12 protein-coding genes are annotated in these 15,187 nt (G+C 65.8%); 2 read left to right on the top strand and 10 right to left on the bottom strand.

Features of this window, described 5'->3' with window-relative positions; translation table 11 throughout:
- Position 1: 1 nt before the first annotated feature.
- Positions 2-1,501, top strand: coding sequence for an acetyl-CoA acetyltransferase (locus NP825_RS02210; protein WP_257548037.1), 1,500 nt, complete (start codon positions 2-4; stop codon positions 1,499-1,501).
- 30 nt (positions 1,502-1,531) lie between these two features.
- Here the strand turns inward: NP825_RS02210 and NP825_RS02205 are convergent, their stop codons facing one another.
- Complete coding sequence (locus NP825_RS02205) at positions 1,532-3,031, bottom strand: aldehyde dehydrogenase family protein (protein WP_257548036.1); 1,500 nt, start codon at positions 3,029-3,031, stop codon at positions 1,532-1,534.
- Positions 3,032-3,127: 96 nt separating this feature from the next.
- Between NP825_RS02205 and acs the strand changes: the two genes are divergently transcribed.
- Positions 3,128-5,095 carry an acetate--CoA ligase gene (gene acs, locus NP825_RS02200; protein ID WP_257548035.1) on the top strand — a complete coding sequence of 656 codons (1,968 nt, stop codon included), beginning with the start codon at positions 3,128-3,130 and terminating at the stop codon, positions 5,093-5,095.
- Between the two features lie 107 nt (positions 5,096-5,202).
- Here the strand turns inward: acs and NP825_RS02195 are convergent, their stop codons facing one another.
- The 9 genes from NP825_RS02195 to NP825_RS02155 all read right to left on the bottom strand — a co-directional run bounded on the left by NP825_RS02195 (position 5,203) and on the right by NP825_RS02155 (position 15,175).
- Entirely contained in the window at positions 5,203-5,934 is a 732-nt protein-coding gene (locus tag NP825_RS02195; RefSeq protein WP_257548033.1) for a peptidase, read from the bottom strand.
- Positions 5,935-5,969: 35 nt separating this feature from the next.
- Positions 5,970-6,773 carry a transglutaminase family protein gene (locus NP825_RS02190; RefSeq protein WP_257548030.1) on the bottom strand — a complete coding sequence of 268 codons (804 nt, stop codon included), beginning with the start codon at positions 6,771-6,773 and terminating at the stop codon, positions 5,970-5,972.
- 2 nt (positions 6,774-6,775) lie between these two features.
- Positions 6,776-7,720: an alpha-E domain-containing protein gene (locus tag NP825_RS02185; protein ID WP_257548027.1), complete on the bottom strand. Its 945-nt coding sequence runs from the start codon at positions 7,718-7,720 to the stop codon at positions 6,776-6,778.
- 199 nt (positions 7,721-7,919) lie between these two features.
- The gene (locus NP825_RS02180; protein WP_374046518.1) at positions 7,920-9,374 is read right to left on the bottom strand and encodes a circularly permuted type 2 ATP-grasp protein; all 1,455 of its coding nucleotides are present in this window, start codon (positions 9,372-9,374) and stop codon (positions 7,920-7,922) included.
- A 191-nt stretch (positions 9,375-9,565) separates the two neighbouring features.
- Positions 9,566-10,300, bottom strand: a complete 735-nt coding sequence (locus NP825_RS02175) for a sulfite exporter TauE/SafE family protein (RefSeq protein WP_257548025.1) — start codon at positions 10,298-10,300, stop codon at positions 9,566-9,568.
- 131 nt (positions 10,301-10,431) lie between these two features.
- Entirely contained in the window at positions 10,432-13,167 is a 2,736-nt protein-coding gene (gene secA, locus NP825_RS02170; RefSeq protein WP_257548024.1) for a preprotein translocase subunit SecA, read from the bottom strand.
- A 118-nt stretch (positions 13,168-13,285) separates the two neighbouring features.
- Positions 13,286-13,558 carry a hypothetical protein gene (locus NP825_RS02165; RefSeq protein WP_257548023.1) on the bottom strand — a complete coding sequence of 91 codons (273 nt, stop codon included), beginning with the start codon at positions 13,556-13,558 and terminating at the stop codon, positions 13,286-13,288.
- Between the two features lie 88 nt (positions 13,559-13,646).
- Positions 13,647-14,648, bottom strand: coding sequence for a TonB family protein (locus NP825_RS02160; protein WP_257548022.1), 1,002 nt, complete (start codon positions 14,646-14,648; stop codon positions 13,647-13,649).
- Between the two features lie 17 nt (positions 14,649-14,665).
- Positions 14,666-15,175 (bottom strand): hypothetical protein, encoded by a 510-nt coding sequence (locus NP825_RS02155; RefSeq protein WP_257548021.1) that lies wholly within the window; start codon positions 15,173-15,175, stop codon positions 14,666-14,668.
- Between the last annotated feature and the right edge of the window lie 12 nt (positions 15,176-15,187).

Genomic DNA, 15,187 nt, shown 5'->3' with positions numbered 1-15,187 from the left:
TATGGCGATGACCGATCCCGAGCGCATTCCCGTCATCATCGGCGTCGGGCAGGTCAATGACCGCCCCGACGATCCCGATCAGGGGCTCGATTCGCTCGGGCTGATGGTCGCGGCGCTCAAAGTAGCCGCCGAGGACGCAGGCGTACCGCTCGCCGAGATCGACAGCCTCGCGATCGTCGACCAGATCAGCTTCCACCATCTCGGCAAGCTCTGCGAACCGCTGGCGGCGGCGATCGGCGCCAGTCCCGCGATCAGCTATCAGTCCGCTGCTCCGCACGGCGACACGCCGGTGCGCCTGCTCAACGAAGCGGCGAACCGCATCGGCGCGGGCGAGGTCAAACTGGCGGCGGTCGTCGGCGGAGAAGCGCTGCGCACCGCTGCGGGCCGCGCCGCCAAAGCCGCGAGCGGCGAGGACAAGAGCTATAACGCGGTGCGTCAGGTCGCGACGCGTCGCGAGCCCAATTACGCGCAGAAGCATGGGCTTTCGGCGCCGGTCGACGTCTATCCGCTCTACGAGAATGCGACCCGCGCGGCATGGGAACAGAGCCTTGAGGACGCACAGTTCGAAAGCGCCGAAATCTGGTCGCGCTTTTCCGAGGTCGCGGCCGCAAATTCCGGCGCGTGGATCAGGAAGCCTGCCTCGCCCGCCGACATCCTCCGCGTCGACGAGCGTAACCGCCCGATCGCCTTTCCCTATTCGAAGCTGATGGTCGCCAATTCGTCGGTGAACCAGGGCGCGGGTTTTCTCGTCGCCAGCCTCGCCGAAGCGCGCCGCCGCGGCATCGCCGAGGATCGCCTCATCTATGTCGGCATGGGCGCCGCGGCGAAGGAACCCGCGAGCATCCTCCGCCGCGACCGCTACGACGGCAGCGTCAGCATGGAGACGTCGATCACGCGGACGCTCGCGCTCAATGCCATGACCGCCCAGGATTTCGACTGCGTCGAGCTTTACAGCTGCTTCCCATGCGTGCCGAAGATGGCGCGCCGCATCCTCGACTGGCCGTCGGACCACCCCGCGACAGTCTTCGGCGGCCTGACCTTCGGCGGCGGCCCGATCGCCAATTATATGAGCCACGCCGTCGTCTCGATGGTCCAAAAGCTGCGGGGCGAAGGCCGCTACGGCTTCCTCTTCGCCAACGGCGGTTTCGCGACCGACAATCATTGCATCGTGCTGGGGAACCGGCCGATCGCGGCGGCGAGCTTTCCGCAGGATTTCGACTATCAGGCCGAAGCCGAGGAAAAGCGCGGCCCCGTGCCCGAACTGGCCGAGGAGTATGCGGGGCCGGCGACGATCGAGAGCTACACGGTCTTTTACGGACGCGACGGCGCGCCGAAGGCCGGCGTCGTCGTGGCGCGCACGCCCGAGGGCAAGCGCACCCTGGCGCACGTGGACGTGAGCGACGCTGGGACGCTGGCGTTCCTGACCGATGGGAAGGCGGAGCCGGTGGGGACGAGTGGGGAAATTGTCGCGCTCGATGAAGGCTATGGGTGGCGATCCTGAGCCTCTCCCCTCCCGCTTGCGGGAGGGGAGCTAGAGGTCGAACGAAACCCCCTGCGCCAGCGGCAGCGCGTCCGAATAATTCACCGTGTTCGTCGCGCGGCGCATATATTGGCGCCACGCGTCCGACCCGCTTTCGCGCCCGCCGCCCGTCTCCTTCTCGCCGCCGAAGGCGCCGCCGATCTCGGCTCCGCTCGTTCCCAGATTGACGTTGGCGATGCCGCAGTCGCTCGCCGCGAGGAAGCGTTCGGCCTCGCGCAGGTCGGTGGTGAAGATCGCCGACGACAGCCCCGCCGCGACCGCATTATGCTGGGCGATCACCGCGTCGAGATCATCATAGCGCATGACGTAGAGGATCGGCGCGAACGTCTCCTCCAGTACCGGCCCGACCTGCCCCGGCATCTCGATCAGCGCGGGGCGGACATAGAAGCTCGCGCCTTCGCCCACGCGCTCACCACCGTGCACGATGCCGCCCACCGCCTTCGCGGCGGCCAGCGCCTCCTGCATCATCTCGAAGGCGGCGCGATCGATCAGCGGTCCGACAAGCACCTCGCCCTCCAGCGGGTTGCCGACCGCGACGCTGGCATAGGCCGCCTTCAGCCGCGCGACGAAATCATCATAGATGCTGTCATGCAGGAACAACCGCCGCGTCGTCGTGCAACGCTGTCCCGCCGTCCCCATCGCCCCGAACGCCACGCCGCGCAGCGCAAGGTCGAGATCGGCCGAGGGCGCGACGATCACGCCGTTGTTGCCGCCGAGTTCGAGGATCGCGCGTGCGAAGCGCTGGGCGAGGCGTGGTGCGACGGCGCGCCCCATCCGCGTCGACCCGGTCGCCGACACCAGCGCGACGCGCGGATCGTCGACCAGCGCTTCACCCGCCTCGCGCCCGCCGATCAAAAGCTGCGACAGGCCTGCGGGCGCGTCGCCGAACCGCGTCGCCGCGCGCGCGAAGATCGCTTGCACGGCGAGCGCGGTCAGCGGCGTCTTTTCCGACGGCTTCCACACGACGCTATTGCCGCACACCAGCGCCAGCGCCGCGTTCCACGCCCATACCGCGACCGGGAAATTGAACGCCGAAATCACCCCGACGACGCCAAGCGGGTGCCAAACCTCCATCATCCGATGCCCCGGTCGCTCGGTCGCGATGGTCAGGCCGTAAAGCTGGCGCGACAGCCCGACCGCAAAGTCGCAGATGTCGATCATCTCCTGCACCTCGCCCGCGCCTTCGGACGGAATCTTGCCTGCCTCGATCGTCACCAGCGCGGCAAGATCGTCCTTCGCAGCGCGCAGTTCCTCGCCGAACAGTCGCACCAATTCGCCGCGGCGCGGCGCCGGAACCGCGCGCCAGGCACGGAACGCAGCGACCGCCTGATTCAGCGCCGCATCGACATCGGCAGCGTCGACGACGCGCACCATCCCGATCTGCTCGCCAGTCAGCGGCGTCAGCGCCGGCATCGATCCGTCGCTCCACGCCGTGCGGTCCACGCCCAGCGCGTCGAGGATTCGCCCGGTCTCCTGGCCCAGTTGAAGCATAGCATGTCCCTTCTTCGGCGCCTTCGCGCCTTGCAGTTTGCGGCTCGCGGGTTATCGACTCAAGCGAGCAAAGCAAAGCCCATTGGGAGAGTCGCCGTGTCGTCCGAATTGCCTCCGTCCGAACCCTTCGTTCCCGTTCCCGCCGACGCCGCCGCGAACACCCATTGCACCGCCGCCGATTACGATCGGCTCTATGCGCAGAGCATCGCCGATCCCGACGCCTTCTGGGCCGAACAGGCGAAGCGCCTCGACTGGGTGACGCCGCCGACGAAAATTGCCGGCTGGTCCTTCGATCCGGTCGACATCAAATGGTATGAGGACGGCGTCCTCAACCTTTGCCATAATGCCATCGACCGCCACGTCGCCGCCGGACATGGCGACCGTACCGCGATCATCTTCGAGCCCGACGCCCCCGACGGCGAGACGCGCCACATCAGCTATGCCGCGCTGCTCGCCGACGTCATCCGCTTCGCGAACACGCTCAAGAAGATGGGCGTCCGGAAGGGCGACCGGGTCACCATCTATATGCCGATGATCCCCGAAGGCGCGGTGGCGATGCTCGCCTGCGCGCGGATCGGCGCGGTCCATAGCGTGATCTTCGGCGGCTTCTCGCCCGAGGCGATCCATGGGCGGATCGAGGATTGCGCCAGCGACTGGGTGATCTGCGCCGACGAGGGGCTGCGTGGCGGCAAGACCATCCCGCTCAAGGCCAATGTCGACAAGGCGCTCGAACGCGTCGATGTGAAGGCGGTGCTCGTCATCGCCCACACCGGCGGCGACGTCGCGATGAAAGAAGGCCGCGACCATTGGTACGACGCGCTGTCGGCCGACGTCGGCGCCGAGTGCCCGTGCGAGCCGATGGACGCCGAAGACCCGCTGTTCATCCTCTACACCTCGGGCTCGACCGGCAAGCCCAAGGGCGTGCTCCACACCGTCGGCGGCTATGCGGTGTGGGTCGCCTCGACTTTCTTCTACGGCTTCGACTATCGGCCGGGCGAGATTTTCTGGTGCTCGGCCGATATCGGCTGGGTCACCGGCCACAGCTACGTCGTTTATGGCCCGCTTCAGAACGGCGCGACGAGCCTGATGTTCGAGGGCGTGCCCAACTATCCCGACCACGACCGTTTCTGGCGGATCGTCGACAAGCACAAGGTGAATATCCTCTACACCGCGCCGACCGCGATCCGCGCGCTGATGCGCGAGGGCGACGATTATGTGACGCGGCACGACCTTTCTTCCATCCGCCTGCTCGGCAGCGTCGGCGAGCCGATCAATCCCGAAGCGTGGCGCTGGTATCATCAGACCGTCGGCAAGGGCCGCGTTCCCGTCGTCGACACCTGGTGGCAGACCGAAACCGGCGGCATCATGATCACCACCCTGCCCGGCGCGCACGCGATGCAGCCGGGAAGCGCCGGACGCCCCTTTTTCGGGGTCCGCCCGCAGCTCGTCGATGCCGAGGGCGTGGTGCTCGCCGACGAACAGAGCGGCGGCGCGGCCGAGGGCAATCTCTGCATCACGCATAGCTGGCCGGGGCAGGCGCGCACGCTCTATGGCGATCACGACCGCTTCGCCGCGACCTATTTTTCGACCTACAAGGGCAAATATTTCACCGGCGACGGCTGCCGCCGCGACGGCGACGGCTATTGGCGGATCACCGGACGCGTCGACGACGTCATCAACGTCTCGGGCCACCGCATGGGCACCGCCGAGGTCGAAAGCGCGCTCGTCCTCCACGACCTCGTCGCCGAGGCCGCGGTCGTCGGCTTCCCGCACGACATCAAGGGCCAGGGCATCTACGCCTATGTCACCTTGAACGCCGGGGTGGAGCCGACCGATGCGGTCGCCGCCGCGCTCAAGCAGCAGGTCCGCACCGAAATCGGCCCGATCGCGACCCCCGACCATATCCACCTGACCCCCGCGCTGCCCAAGACGCGGTCGGGCAAGATCATGCGGCGGATTTTGCGCAAGATCGCGGAGAATGACTTCGGGTCGCTGGGGGATACCTCGACGCTGGCCGACCCCAGCCTGGTGGACGGGCTGATCGAGGGGCGGAAGAACAGGTAATGCTCCCCTCCCGCTTGCGGGAGGGGTCGGGGGAGGGCCTGTTTTAAGTCAAGGGGCGGAAGAGCTACACGCCCTCCCCTAACCCCTCCCGCAAGCGGGAGGGGGACCTAGAAATGAAAGTCCGGCAGTTCCGCCAGCGCGATCCCCAGCGCTTCGGCCCAGCCGTCGGCGACGCTCTGATAATAGGGGTCGTCGCGCTTGAACCGCCGTTCGCGAACGCTTACGAAATCGTCGCGCTCGTGGACCTTGAGGTCGATCGGCAGATCGACCCCGGCGTTCGCCTGAATCGTCGAATCGAACGAGACACACAGCAATTTCACCGCATCCTCGAACGACATCACCGGATCGTAGGAGCGCACGATCATCGGCCGCCCATATTTGGTTTCGCCGATCTGGAAGAAGGGATTGTCCTCGCCCGATTCGATGAAATTCCCCTCGGGATAGATCATGAACAGGCGCGGCTCGCTGCCCTTGATCTGGCCGCCGACGATCAGCGAGGCACGGAAGATCGATTCCGCCGCCGGCCCCTCGACGCCGTAGCGGGTGACGATGCCGCGCAGCGTCTCGCCGATGATCGTCGCGACCTGGAACATCGACGGTGCGGCGAGGATCGACGGATGCCGGTCTTCGGGCGCCTTGGTGCGCTCGTCGAGCAGGCTGACCACCGCCTGCGTCGTCGCGAGATTGCCCGCCGACATCAGCGTGATGACCCGCTCGCCCGGCACATGCCAGCTTCGCATCTTGCGGACCTGCGAAATGTCGTCGACGCCCGCATTGGTGCGGGTGTCCGACATGAACACCAGCCCCTTGTTGAGCCGCATACCAACGCAATAAGTCATCGAATCCCGTTTTCCCCCGCCCGGTTCCCGTCCGCTTATTGCTGGACCTGCAACTGGACAACCAGATTTTCCTCCGCCGCGCCATAGCGCATGCCGCGAACCGGGGCGGCATCGCGATAATCGAGCCCCGTGGCGACGCGGATATAGCGCTGGTCGGGCGAATGGCCGTTGCTCACGTCGAAGCCGATCCAGCCGATATGCTCGAAATAGGCCTCGGCCCAGGCGTGGGTTGCATCCTGCTGCGTGCGGTCGTTCATCATCAGATAGCCCGAGACATAGCGCGCCGGGTGACCGAGATGGCGCATCGCGGCGATGAAGATATGACTGTGATCCTGGCAGACGCCGCCCTCGCCCGCCAGCGCCTGCTCGGCAGTCGTCTCGGCATCGGTGACCCCGGTGCGCCAGGGCAATTTGCCGAGGATCAGCACCGACAGCGCATGGGCGCGTTCGATATCCGACGCGAAATCGCGCCCCAGTTGTGCCGTCAGCGCGCGCACCCCGCGTCCCGCGCGCGTCAGCGGGGTCGGGCGAAGGAAGGTCCACAGCGGCATCACGCCGCGATGCGGCCCGATCACCCCGTCCCACGTCACCAGCTCGACCTCGCCGGTGCAACGGATCGTCAGTTCGCGCACGCCGCCCTCGACCGACACCAGATCGACGCCATTGCCGTGATGATCGGCATAATGAAGCTGCCGCTCGCCTCCTTCGATCGCGATCGTCCAGCCGTGGATGAGCTGCTGTCCCGGCCGCTCCTTCGGCGTCAGGCGAAGCTGCTGGAGCGCATAGGCGACATGACCGTCGAATTGATAATGGGTGCTATGATCTACGCGCAGTCGCATCGTCACTCCACGAACCGGTAATCGCGCTCGACCTGGCGCGCGAGCGCTCCGGTGGCGCCGAGGAAGCCGCTCAGATATTCGTGCAGCCCGCCGTCGAAGATCGCCTGGATCGGCGCCGACAGCCGGTCGCGGCACAGCGCCGCGGCCATCCGTCCCGCCTCGGTCTCTTCGTCATAGCCTTGCTGGATCCGCCCCAGATGCTCCTCCACCCGCTCGCAGCAAAAGGCCAGGCTGCGCGGAAGCTGGCGATAGAGGATCAGGAATTCGGCGATCTTCAGCGCGCTGATCTCCGCCCCATAAAGCCAGCGATAGGCGCGGTGCGCCGACACCGAGCGCAGGATCGTCTCCCACTGCACATTGTCGATCGAGCCGCCGATATGCGCGACCGACGGCAACAGCAGATAATATTTGACGTCGAGGATGCGCGCGATGTTGTCGGCGCGCTCGAGGAAGGTGCCGAGCTGCGCGAAGTGAAAGCCGTCGTTACGCAGCATCGTCCCGTTCAGCGCCCCGCGTACCTGCCCGTTCTGGCGCCGGATCGCGGCGAGCACGTCGGGCAGATCATCCTCACGCACCTGTCGCTTCAAGAGCGCGCCCAACGTCATCCAGCTCGTATTGACCGCTTCCCACACCTCGCGGGTCAAGTGGGTGCGCGCGGTGCGGGCGTTGTCGCGCGCCTGCTTGATGACCGACAGGATGCTCGACGGATTGGCCGGGTCGCGTAGCATGAAGTCGACGACGCGTTGCGAGGCATAGTCATCGCCATGCACCTGCCCGAACCGCACGTCCTGCCCCGCGGTCACCAGCACCGACCGCCATTCGGCCTTGGCGGTGTTCGACCGCGTCAGCGCGATGCGGAATCCCGCGTCGATCAGGCGGGCGTTGTTCTCGCTCCGCTCCAGATAGCGCGCCATCCAGTAGAGGCTGCCGGCGGTCTTGCCTAGCATGGGCGCGCCTCCATCCCCTCTCGCAAGCGGGAGGGGCAGCGAGGCTTGGCAGCTTGCTGCCTAGCCGCAGCGGGGTGGGCAAGCGGCGGTGCGACACTGCCCACCCCGCTGCGACTAGCGAGCAAGCTCGCAAGTCTCGCTGCCCCTCCCGCCTGCGGGAGGGGGGCACAGCGCGCATGCGAGATGACCGCCATCCCCATCAATCCTCCAGCACCCAGGTATCCTTGGTCCCGCCGCCCTGGCTCGAATTGACCACCAGCGATCCCCGGGTCATCGCGACGCGCATCAGCCCGCCTGGCGTGATGATGATCCCCTGCGGCGACATCAGCACGAAGGGACGCAGGTCGACGTGGCGCGGTGCCAGCCCCGCCCTGGTGAAGATCGGCCCGGTCGACAGCGACAGCGTCGGCTGCGCGATATAGTTCGCCGGGTTGGCCTCCAGCTTCCCTCGGAACGCGGCGATCTCCTTCTTGCTCGCGGTCGGCCCGACGAGCATCCCATAGCCGCCCGAACCATGCACTTCCTTCACCACCAGTTCGGGCAATCGGTCGAGTACTTCCTTGAGATGCTCCACGTCCGAACAGCGCCACGTCGGCACATTGGGGAGCAGCGCTTTCTCGCCCGTATAAAATTCGATGATGTCGGGCATATAGCTGTAGAGCGCCTTGTCGTCGGCGATCCCCGTCCCCGGCGCATTGGCGATGGTGATGCCGCCGGCGCGATAGACGTCCCAGATGCCGGGCACGCCGAGCAGCGAGTCGGGCCGGAAATTGAGCGGGTCGAGGAAATCGTCGTCGACGCGGCGATAGAGAACGTCGATCGGACGATAGCCCTGCGTCGTCCGCATCTGCACGCGCCCGGCGACGACGCGCAGATCATGCCCCTCGACCAGTTCGGCGCCCATCTGGTCGGCGAGGAAGCTGTGCTCGAAATAGGCGCTGTTGTGGATGCCGGGGGTCAGCACCGCGACCGTGGGCGTGCCCGCGCATAGCGGCGGCGCGCAGGCCGACAGCGATTTGAGCAGGTTGAGCGGATAATCGCTCACCTCGCGCACCGAAATCCGCGCGAACAGCTCGGGGAACATCTGGAGCATCGTCTCGCGGTTTTCGAGCATGTAGGAGACGCCCGACGGGGTGCGGGCATTATCCTCGAGCACATAAAATTCGTCGGCGCCGGTGCGCACGATGTCGATGCCGCTGATATGGGTATAGACGCCGCCCGGCGGGTCCATCCCCATCATCATCGGCAGAAACGCCTCGTTGCGCGCGATCAGTTCGGTCGGCACGCGCCCGGCGCGCAAAATCTCCTGCCGGTGATAAATGTCGTGGAGGAAGGCGTTGAGCGCCCGCACCCTTTGCTCGATCCCGCGCGACAGCCGCCGCCATTCGCCCGCCGAGATGATGCGCGGCACGACGTCGAAGGGGATCAGCCGCTCGTCGGCCTCATCCTGTCCATAAACGTTGAAGGTGATGCCGGTAGTGCGGAAAAAGGCCTCGGCCTGCTGCGTCTTGCGCTGGATGCGCGCCGCGTCCTCGTTGGCGAACCAGTCGTGATAGTCGCGGTAGGGCGATCGGACCTCGCCCGCCTGTCCGGCGTCCGCATGGCCCGTCATCTCGTCGAAGAAGGAAATGCCCCAGCCCTTTCCACGCAACATGCCAACGGTCCGGCCGCGCGCGATGATCCGGGCGTGCGCGGCCCCTTCATTCCTGCCTGCTGCGTCGCTTGTCTGGCTACGCGGCCGTCAAGCTTATGGAGAGGATGCTAGCACCGCCGCGCGGGAAGGCAAGAGCCCTAGAACATTGAAAATAATGAGCCCACCCCGGCTCGTCGCGCCGAGATGAAAGTTCAAAACCCGAACAACAGCCGCACCCCCACGAACCCGACGAGCAGCGCGGTCAGCCGCCGGATCAGGGTCGCGCCGCCGGCGCGGACCGCAAGCTGCGTGCCGATCGCACCACCGATCAGCACCGCGACCAGCAGCGGCCAGTGCCCCGCAACCGCGTGAAGCATCGCCCCGCCCTTGCCCTTGATGAGCTGGCCGGTCAGCCCGAACAGGCTGTTGACGAGGATGAACAGGCTCGCGGTCGCGGCGACCGAGCGCGCCTCGGCCCAGCGGATGAGGTGGAGGATCGGCGCGAGGAAGATACCGCCGCCGATGCCGACGACACCAGCCAAATAGCCAATCCCCGCCGCGATCGGCAGCAACAGCTTTGCAGGAAGCGCGACGGGCTTCGCCGCCTGCGGCTGGAACATCAGCGCCAGCGCGGAGGCGAGCAGCGACAGGCCGAGGAGCAGGACGAGCAGCCCCTGCTTGACCGGGGTCAGCCCGCCGAGAAAGGCAAGCGGTGCCGCGACTGCGATCAGCGGCAGCGCCTTCGCCCACGGCATCACCCCGGCGCGCGCGAAGCGGATCGTCCCGCCGGTAACGACGATGACGTTGCACGCAAGGCTGATCGCCGGAACCAGCCCGACCGCGACGCCGCCGAGCAGCAGCAGCGCGGTATAGGTCGACCCGCCGCCGAACCCGACCGCGGCATAGAGCAGGGCGGTCAGGCCGAAGAAAGCGGCGAGGCTGGTCATGATTGTTCCCTTCCGGTGCGCCCATGCACTCCGTCATTGCGAGCGAAGCGAAGCAATCCAGGGCGGTTTGCGCCTACCCTGGATTGCCGCGCGGCTTCGCCGCTCGCAATGACGAATCAGGTACGAATCCGTCAAAGCTGCCCATGGCAATGCTTGTATTTGCGCCCCGACCCGCACGGGCACGGCGCATTGCGGCTGATTTCCAGCGCCGCATAGGGGTTTTCCCCTTCGGGCAGGTCGGGCCGCGGCGCCTGCATCGGCGGCAGCGTGTTCGCGATCACGCCCAACTCGCCCGCATCGATGTCGGCGCTGTTGTCCTCGCCGGTGAAGGGGTCGATGTGGGTGGTCAGGAAGTCGGGCAGTTCGGGCAGCGCCGCGGGCTCGGGCTCCTGGAACTGGAAATCGATCCGCGCGACGGTGCGCGTCACATCCTCGCGGATGTTCTGCAGCATCCGCTCGAACAGCGCGAAGGCTTCCTGCTTATATTCGTTGATCGGCTGTTTCTGCGCATAGGCGCGCAGGAAGATCGCCTGGCGCAGCGCGTCGAGCGTCGAGAGATGGTCCTTCCAATGATGGTCGAGGGTCTGGATCAGGATCGATTTCTCGACATTGTGCCACGTGTCCTGATCGACCTGCGCCGCCTTGCCGGCGGCCGCGGCATCGGCCATCTCCTGCAGCCGCGCTTCGAAGATTTCGGGGTCGAGCTCGTCTTCCTGCATCCAGTCGTCGATCGGCGGCGACAGGTCGAGGATATTGGCGACGCGTTCCTTGATCGCCTCGATGTCCCATTGCTCGGGATAGCTTCCCGGCGGGCAGGCGTCGGCGATGATCGCATTCACCGTCTCAGCCCGCATCTCGGCCATCACGTCATCGACGGTTTCGCTGTCGATAATTTCGCCGCGCTGTTCATAGACCACCTTGCGCTGGTCGTTCATGACGTTGTCATATTCGACGACCTGCTTGCGGATGTCGTAGTTGCGCGCCTCGACCTTCTTCTGCGCGGTCTCGATCGCCTTCGACAGCCATTTCGACCCGATCGCCTCGCCGTCCTCCAGATTCTTGTTCATCATCTTGGAAAAGAGCGTGTCGGGGCCGAAGATGCGGAGCAGATCGTCGTCGAGGCAGAGATAGAATTTCGACAGGCCGGGGTCGCCCTGACGCCCCGAACGGCCACGGAGCTGGTTGTCGATGCGGCGGCTTTCATGGCGCTCGGTCGCGAGCACGAACAGCCCGCCCGCGGCGCGCACGGCTTCGCGCTCGGCGGCGACTTCTTCGGTGATGCGCGCGATCGCGGCGTCGCGTTCGGGACCTTCGGGCACGTCCCTCAGCTCATCCTCGATGCGGAACTCCTCGCTGCCGCCCAGCTTGATGTCGGTGCCGCGGCCGGCCATGTTCGTCGCGATGGTCACCGCGCCCGCGCGCCCCGCCTGCGCGACGATATGCGCCTCGCTCTCGTGGAAGCGCGCGTTGAGGACGCTGTGCGCGACGCCTTCTTTTTCGAGATAGGAGGAGAGGAGTTCCGACTTCTCGATCGACACGGTGCCGACGAGCACGGGCTGGCCGCGCTCCTGCGCCTCGCGGATCGTGCGCGCGATCGCGCCGAACTTGTCGGTGATATTCTTGTAGAATTCATCCTCGTCGTCCTGCCGCGCGATCGGGCGGTTGGTCGGGATGGTGACGACGTTCATCTTGTAGATTTCGAAGAATTCGGCCGCTTCGGTCGCCGCGGTGCCGGTCATGCCGGACAGCTTGGGATACATGCGGAAATAATTCTGGAAGGTAATCGACGCGAGGGTCTGGTTCTCGGGCTCGATCTGGACGCCTTCCTTGGCCTCGACCGCCTGATGCAGGCCGTCGGACCAGCGGCGGCCGTCCATCATGCGGCCGGTGAATTCGTCGATGATGACGACCTTGCCGTCCTTGACGATATAATCGGTGTCGAGCTTGAACATCACGATCGCCTTCAGCGCCTGGTTGACGTGATGCACGACCTGGGTGTTCTCGATATCGTAGAGGTTGCTGCCCTGAAGCAGCCCCGCGGCTTCGAGCAATCGCTCGACATGCTCGGTGCCGTCCTCGGTCAGGCTGATCGATTTCGCCTTCTCGTCCTTTTCATAATCCTCCTCGACGAGCTGGTGCACCACCTCGTTGACGCGGATGTAGAGCTCCGACTTGTCGTCCGTCGGGCCCGAGATGATCAGCGGCGTGCGCGCTTCGTCGATCAGGATCGAGTCGACCTCGTCGACGATGCCGAAGTTGAATTCGCGGTGGACCATCTGCGCGCGGTCGAACTTCATATTGTCGCGCAGATAGTCGAACCCCAGCTCGTTGTTCGTCGCATAGGTGATGTCGCTGTTATACGCCTCGCGCCGCTGCATCTCGTTGAGGTTCGGAACGATGATGCCGGTGGTCAGGCCCAGGAAGCCATAGACCGCGCTCATCCATTCGGCGTCGCGCTTGGCGAGATAGTCGTTGACGGTGACGACATGGACACCCTTGCCTTCCAGCGCGTTCAGATAGCAGGGCAAGGTCGCCATCAGCGTCTTGCCCTCGCCCGTCGCCATCTCGGCGATCTCGCCGCGGTGGAGGACGATGCCGCCGATCATCTGGACGTCGAAGTGGCGCATGCCGAGCGTACGCTTCGACGCTTCGCGCACCGTCGCAAAGGCTTCGGGCAGCACGTCGTCGAGCGTCTCCCCGGCATCGAGCCGGTCGCGGAATTTCTGCGTCTGCGCCTTCAATTGCTCGTCGCTATAGGCTTCGAGCTCGGGCTCGAAGGCGTTGATCCTGGCGACGATCTTGCGGATCGAATTGACGTAACGCTCGTTGGACGAGCCGAACAGGCTCTTGGCAAGACTGCCGAACATAATGAATTTCCTTGGATTTCGATGCGATCGGGGCGGCATGGGCGCCGCGCGGTCTATAAAGAAAATCCCCGCGCGCGCGCAGGGAAGCGGCCCAGGACAAGGGCGGCGGCGGAAAAGGCTATTCGAGGGCGCGATCGACGCCGGTCAGCAGGCCGGGCAGATGCGGCGGCGGCGCCTTGCGCGGCTTGCCGGTGCTGGGACCGCTGCTCGCGCGGCGCGTGGGCGTCGTGGCGGCAGGGCGACGGTCGCTGTCGCCGGCGTCGGCCTTGCCCGCGCTTTCGGCGAGCAACACCAGCGACCCCATCGCCATCGGAACGGCGGGCGCGGCAACGGCCCGGTCTGCCGTAGCAAAACCGGTCAGCAACGCCAAAAGGGTCAGCAACAGCCGCAAGAATCGCCCCTCCAAAGATCGGGAGCGCAGATCATTGCATCCCGATGCCTGAACATAGGGTGAAACGGGCGCGGCGTCCAGACTTTGCTTATGGTTCCACCGAGCTGCCGCGGCCGGGCTCGGGCTCGACGATCGTTTCCGCCCGCATCGTCACGCGGCGCGTGACCGGCTTGCCGGCGGCATCGGTGAAGGGGATGTAGCGAACGCTCCCGCCGAACATATCACAGGGATTGCCCTCCAGCGGCAGGCCCACCGGAAGCCCGGTCGCCGAAAATTTGCAATCCCTGGCGATGCCGTCCGCACCGACGACAATAGTCATCGTCGCCGCCATCGGGCTCGACAGCGGGAATTTCCGGTGCGCGGGTTCGGCCGTCGCGCCCGCTGTCCGCGGCAAGACCCAGCTGAACACGGCCGGAACCTCCGATTTGACCGGCGTCCCCGCGCTGTCGAGCGCCGGCTCGAACCGCCCGTCGCTCCGCATCAGGGCGCAAGCCGCGGTATCGAGGTCCCTGACCATGCTGCTCTCGGTCACGGCGCAACGGATCACCTTGCCGGCGGCATCGAGGCTCAGCATCATGCCGACATCGCCTTCCTGCCGCGCCGCCAGGGCGGCGGGAGGATAATGGGCGGCCGCATCGAGAGTCACCATGGCGGGGTCGGGAAGCGGAGCGCGCGGCAATCCGCGGCGCGCCTCGTCGACCCGGAAACCCGATTGCGCCAGGCGTTCGAGATAATCGTCGGGAATCTGCCAGCGGATTCGGTTGGCGTAGGTGCCACCGACGCGCACGCCCTTGTCGTCGCGCTGCGTCTCGAACCTCGCGCGCTGCATGACCAGCCGGCACGTTGCATCGTCGAGCTCGGCATGGCCGCTCGACGCGGTGACCTCGCAGCGGCGCGGCAGTCCGTCGGGACCGACCGTCAGGCGAAACCCCGTCGTGCCTTCATGCGTGTCGCGCAGCGCCGTGATCGGATAATCATCGGTCGTGACCCAACTGCCGGGGTCGGTTGCCGGTCTGAAATGCAGCGGATCTTCCGTTCCATCCGCAGGGGCGCCGGCCTGCGCGGCCAGCAGCAACATCATCCACAACATTTGCGCATCCTCCCCCGTCAAAGCCCCGGATTCAGACCCTTTACCTCCAGCAGGAAACTCTTGGGCTTCTTGAAAAACTTGCTCTTGCGGTTGACCTTCAGCCCGACGACCTCGGCCAGTTCCATCACGAAATGAACGCAGTTGGCCTTGTTCAGGCTATAGCTCGGCTGCTTGCGGTCCTGCCATTCGCGAACCTTGGCGATCAGCCGCGCATAGGTCGCGTCGTCGACGGTGACGCTGAACTGCCGGTCGCTCTTGGCGATATAATCGTCCTTCGACGTCTGGACATAGCCCTTCACCGACCCGAGCAGGATCGCCGGGCTGACATTCTTCGCGGTGAAGCCGAAATTATTGTCGATCGCCTGCCCACTGCCGTCGAGCGTGCCCTTGACCGTGATGAAGGCGTGCGGAAAGCGGTCGCCGAAATCATGGCTGTAAAAGCTGACCGTCACCGCCGCCTCGGCGGGAAGCGCGGTGCCGAGGCAAAAGGCCAGCAAGGTCAGGAACATCAGGCGCAGGCGAAACATTGCCGCCCTGAT

It is taken from the genome of Sphingopyxis sp. DBS4 (genome assembly GCF_024628865.1).
Taxonomy (GTDB): Bacteria; Pseudomonadota; Alphaproteobacteria; order Sphingomonadales; family Sphingomonadaceae; genus Sphingopyxis.
This window is presented reverse-complemented; position numbering and strand designations above follow the sequence as displayed.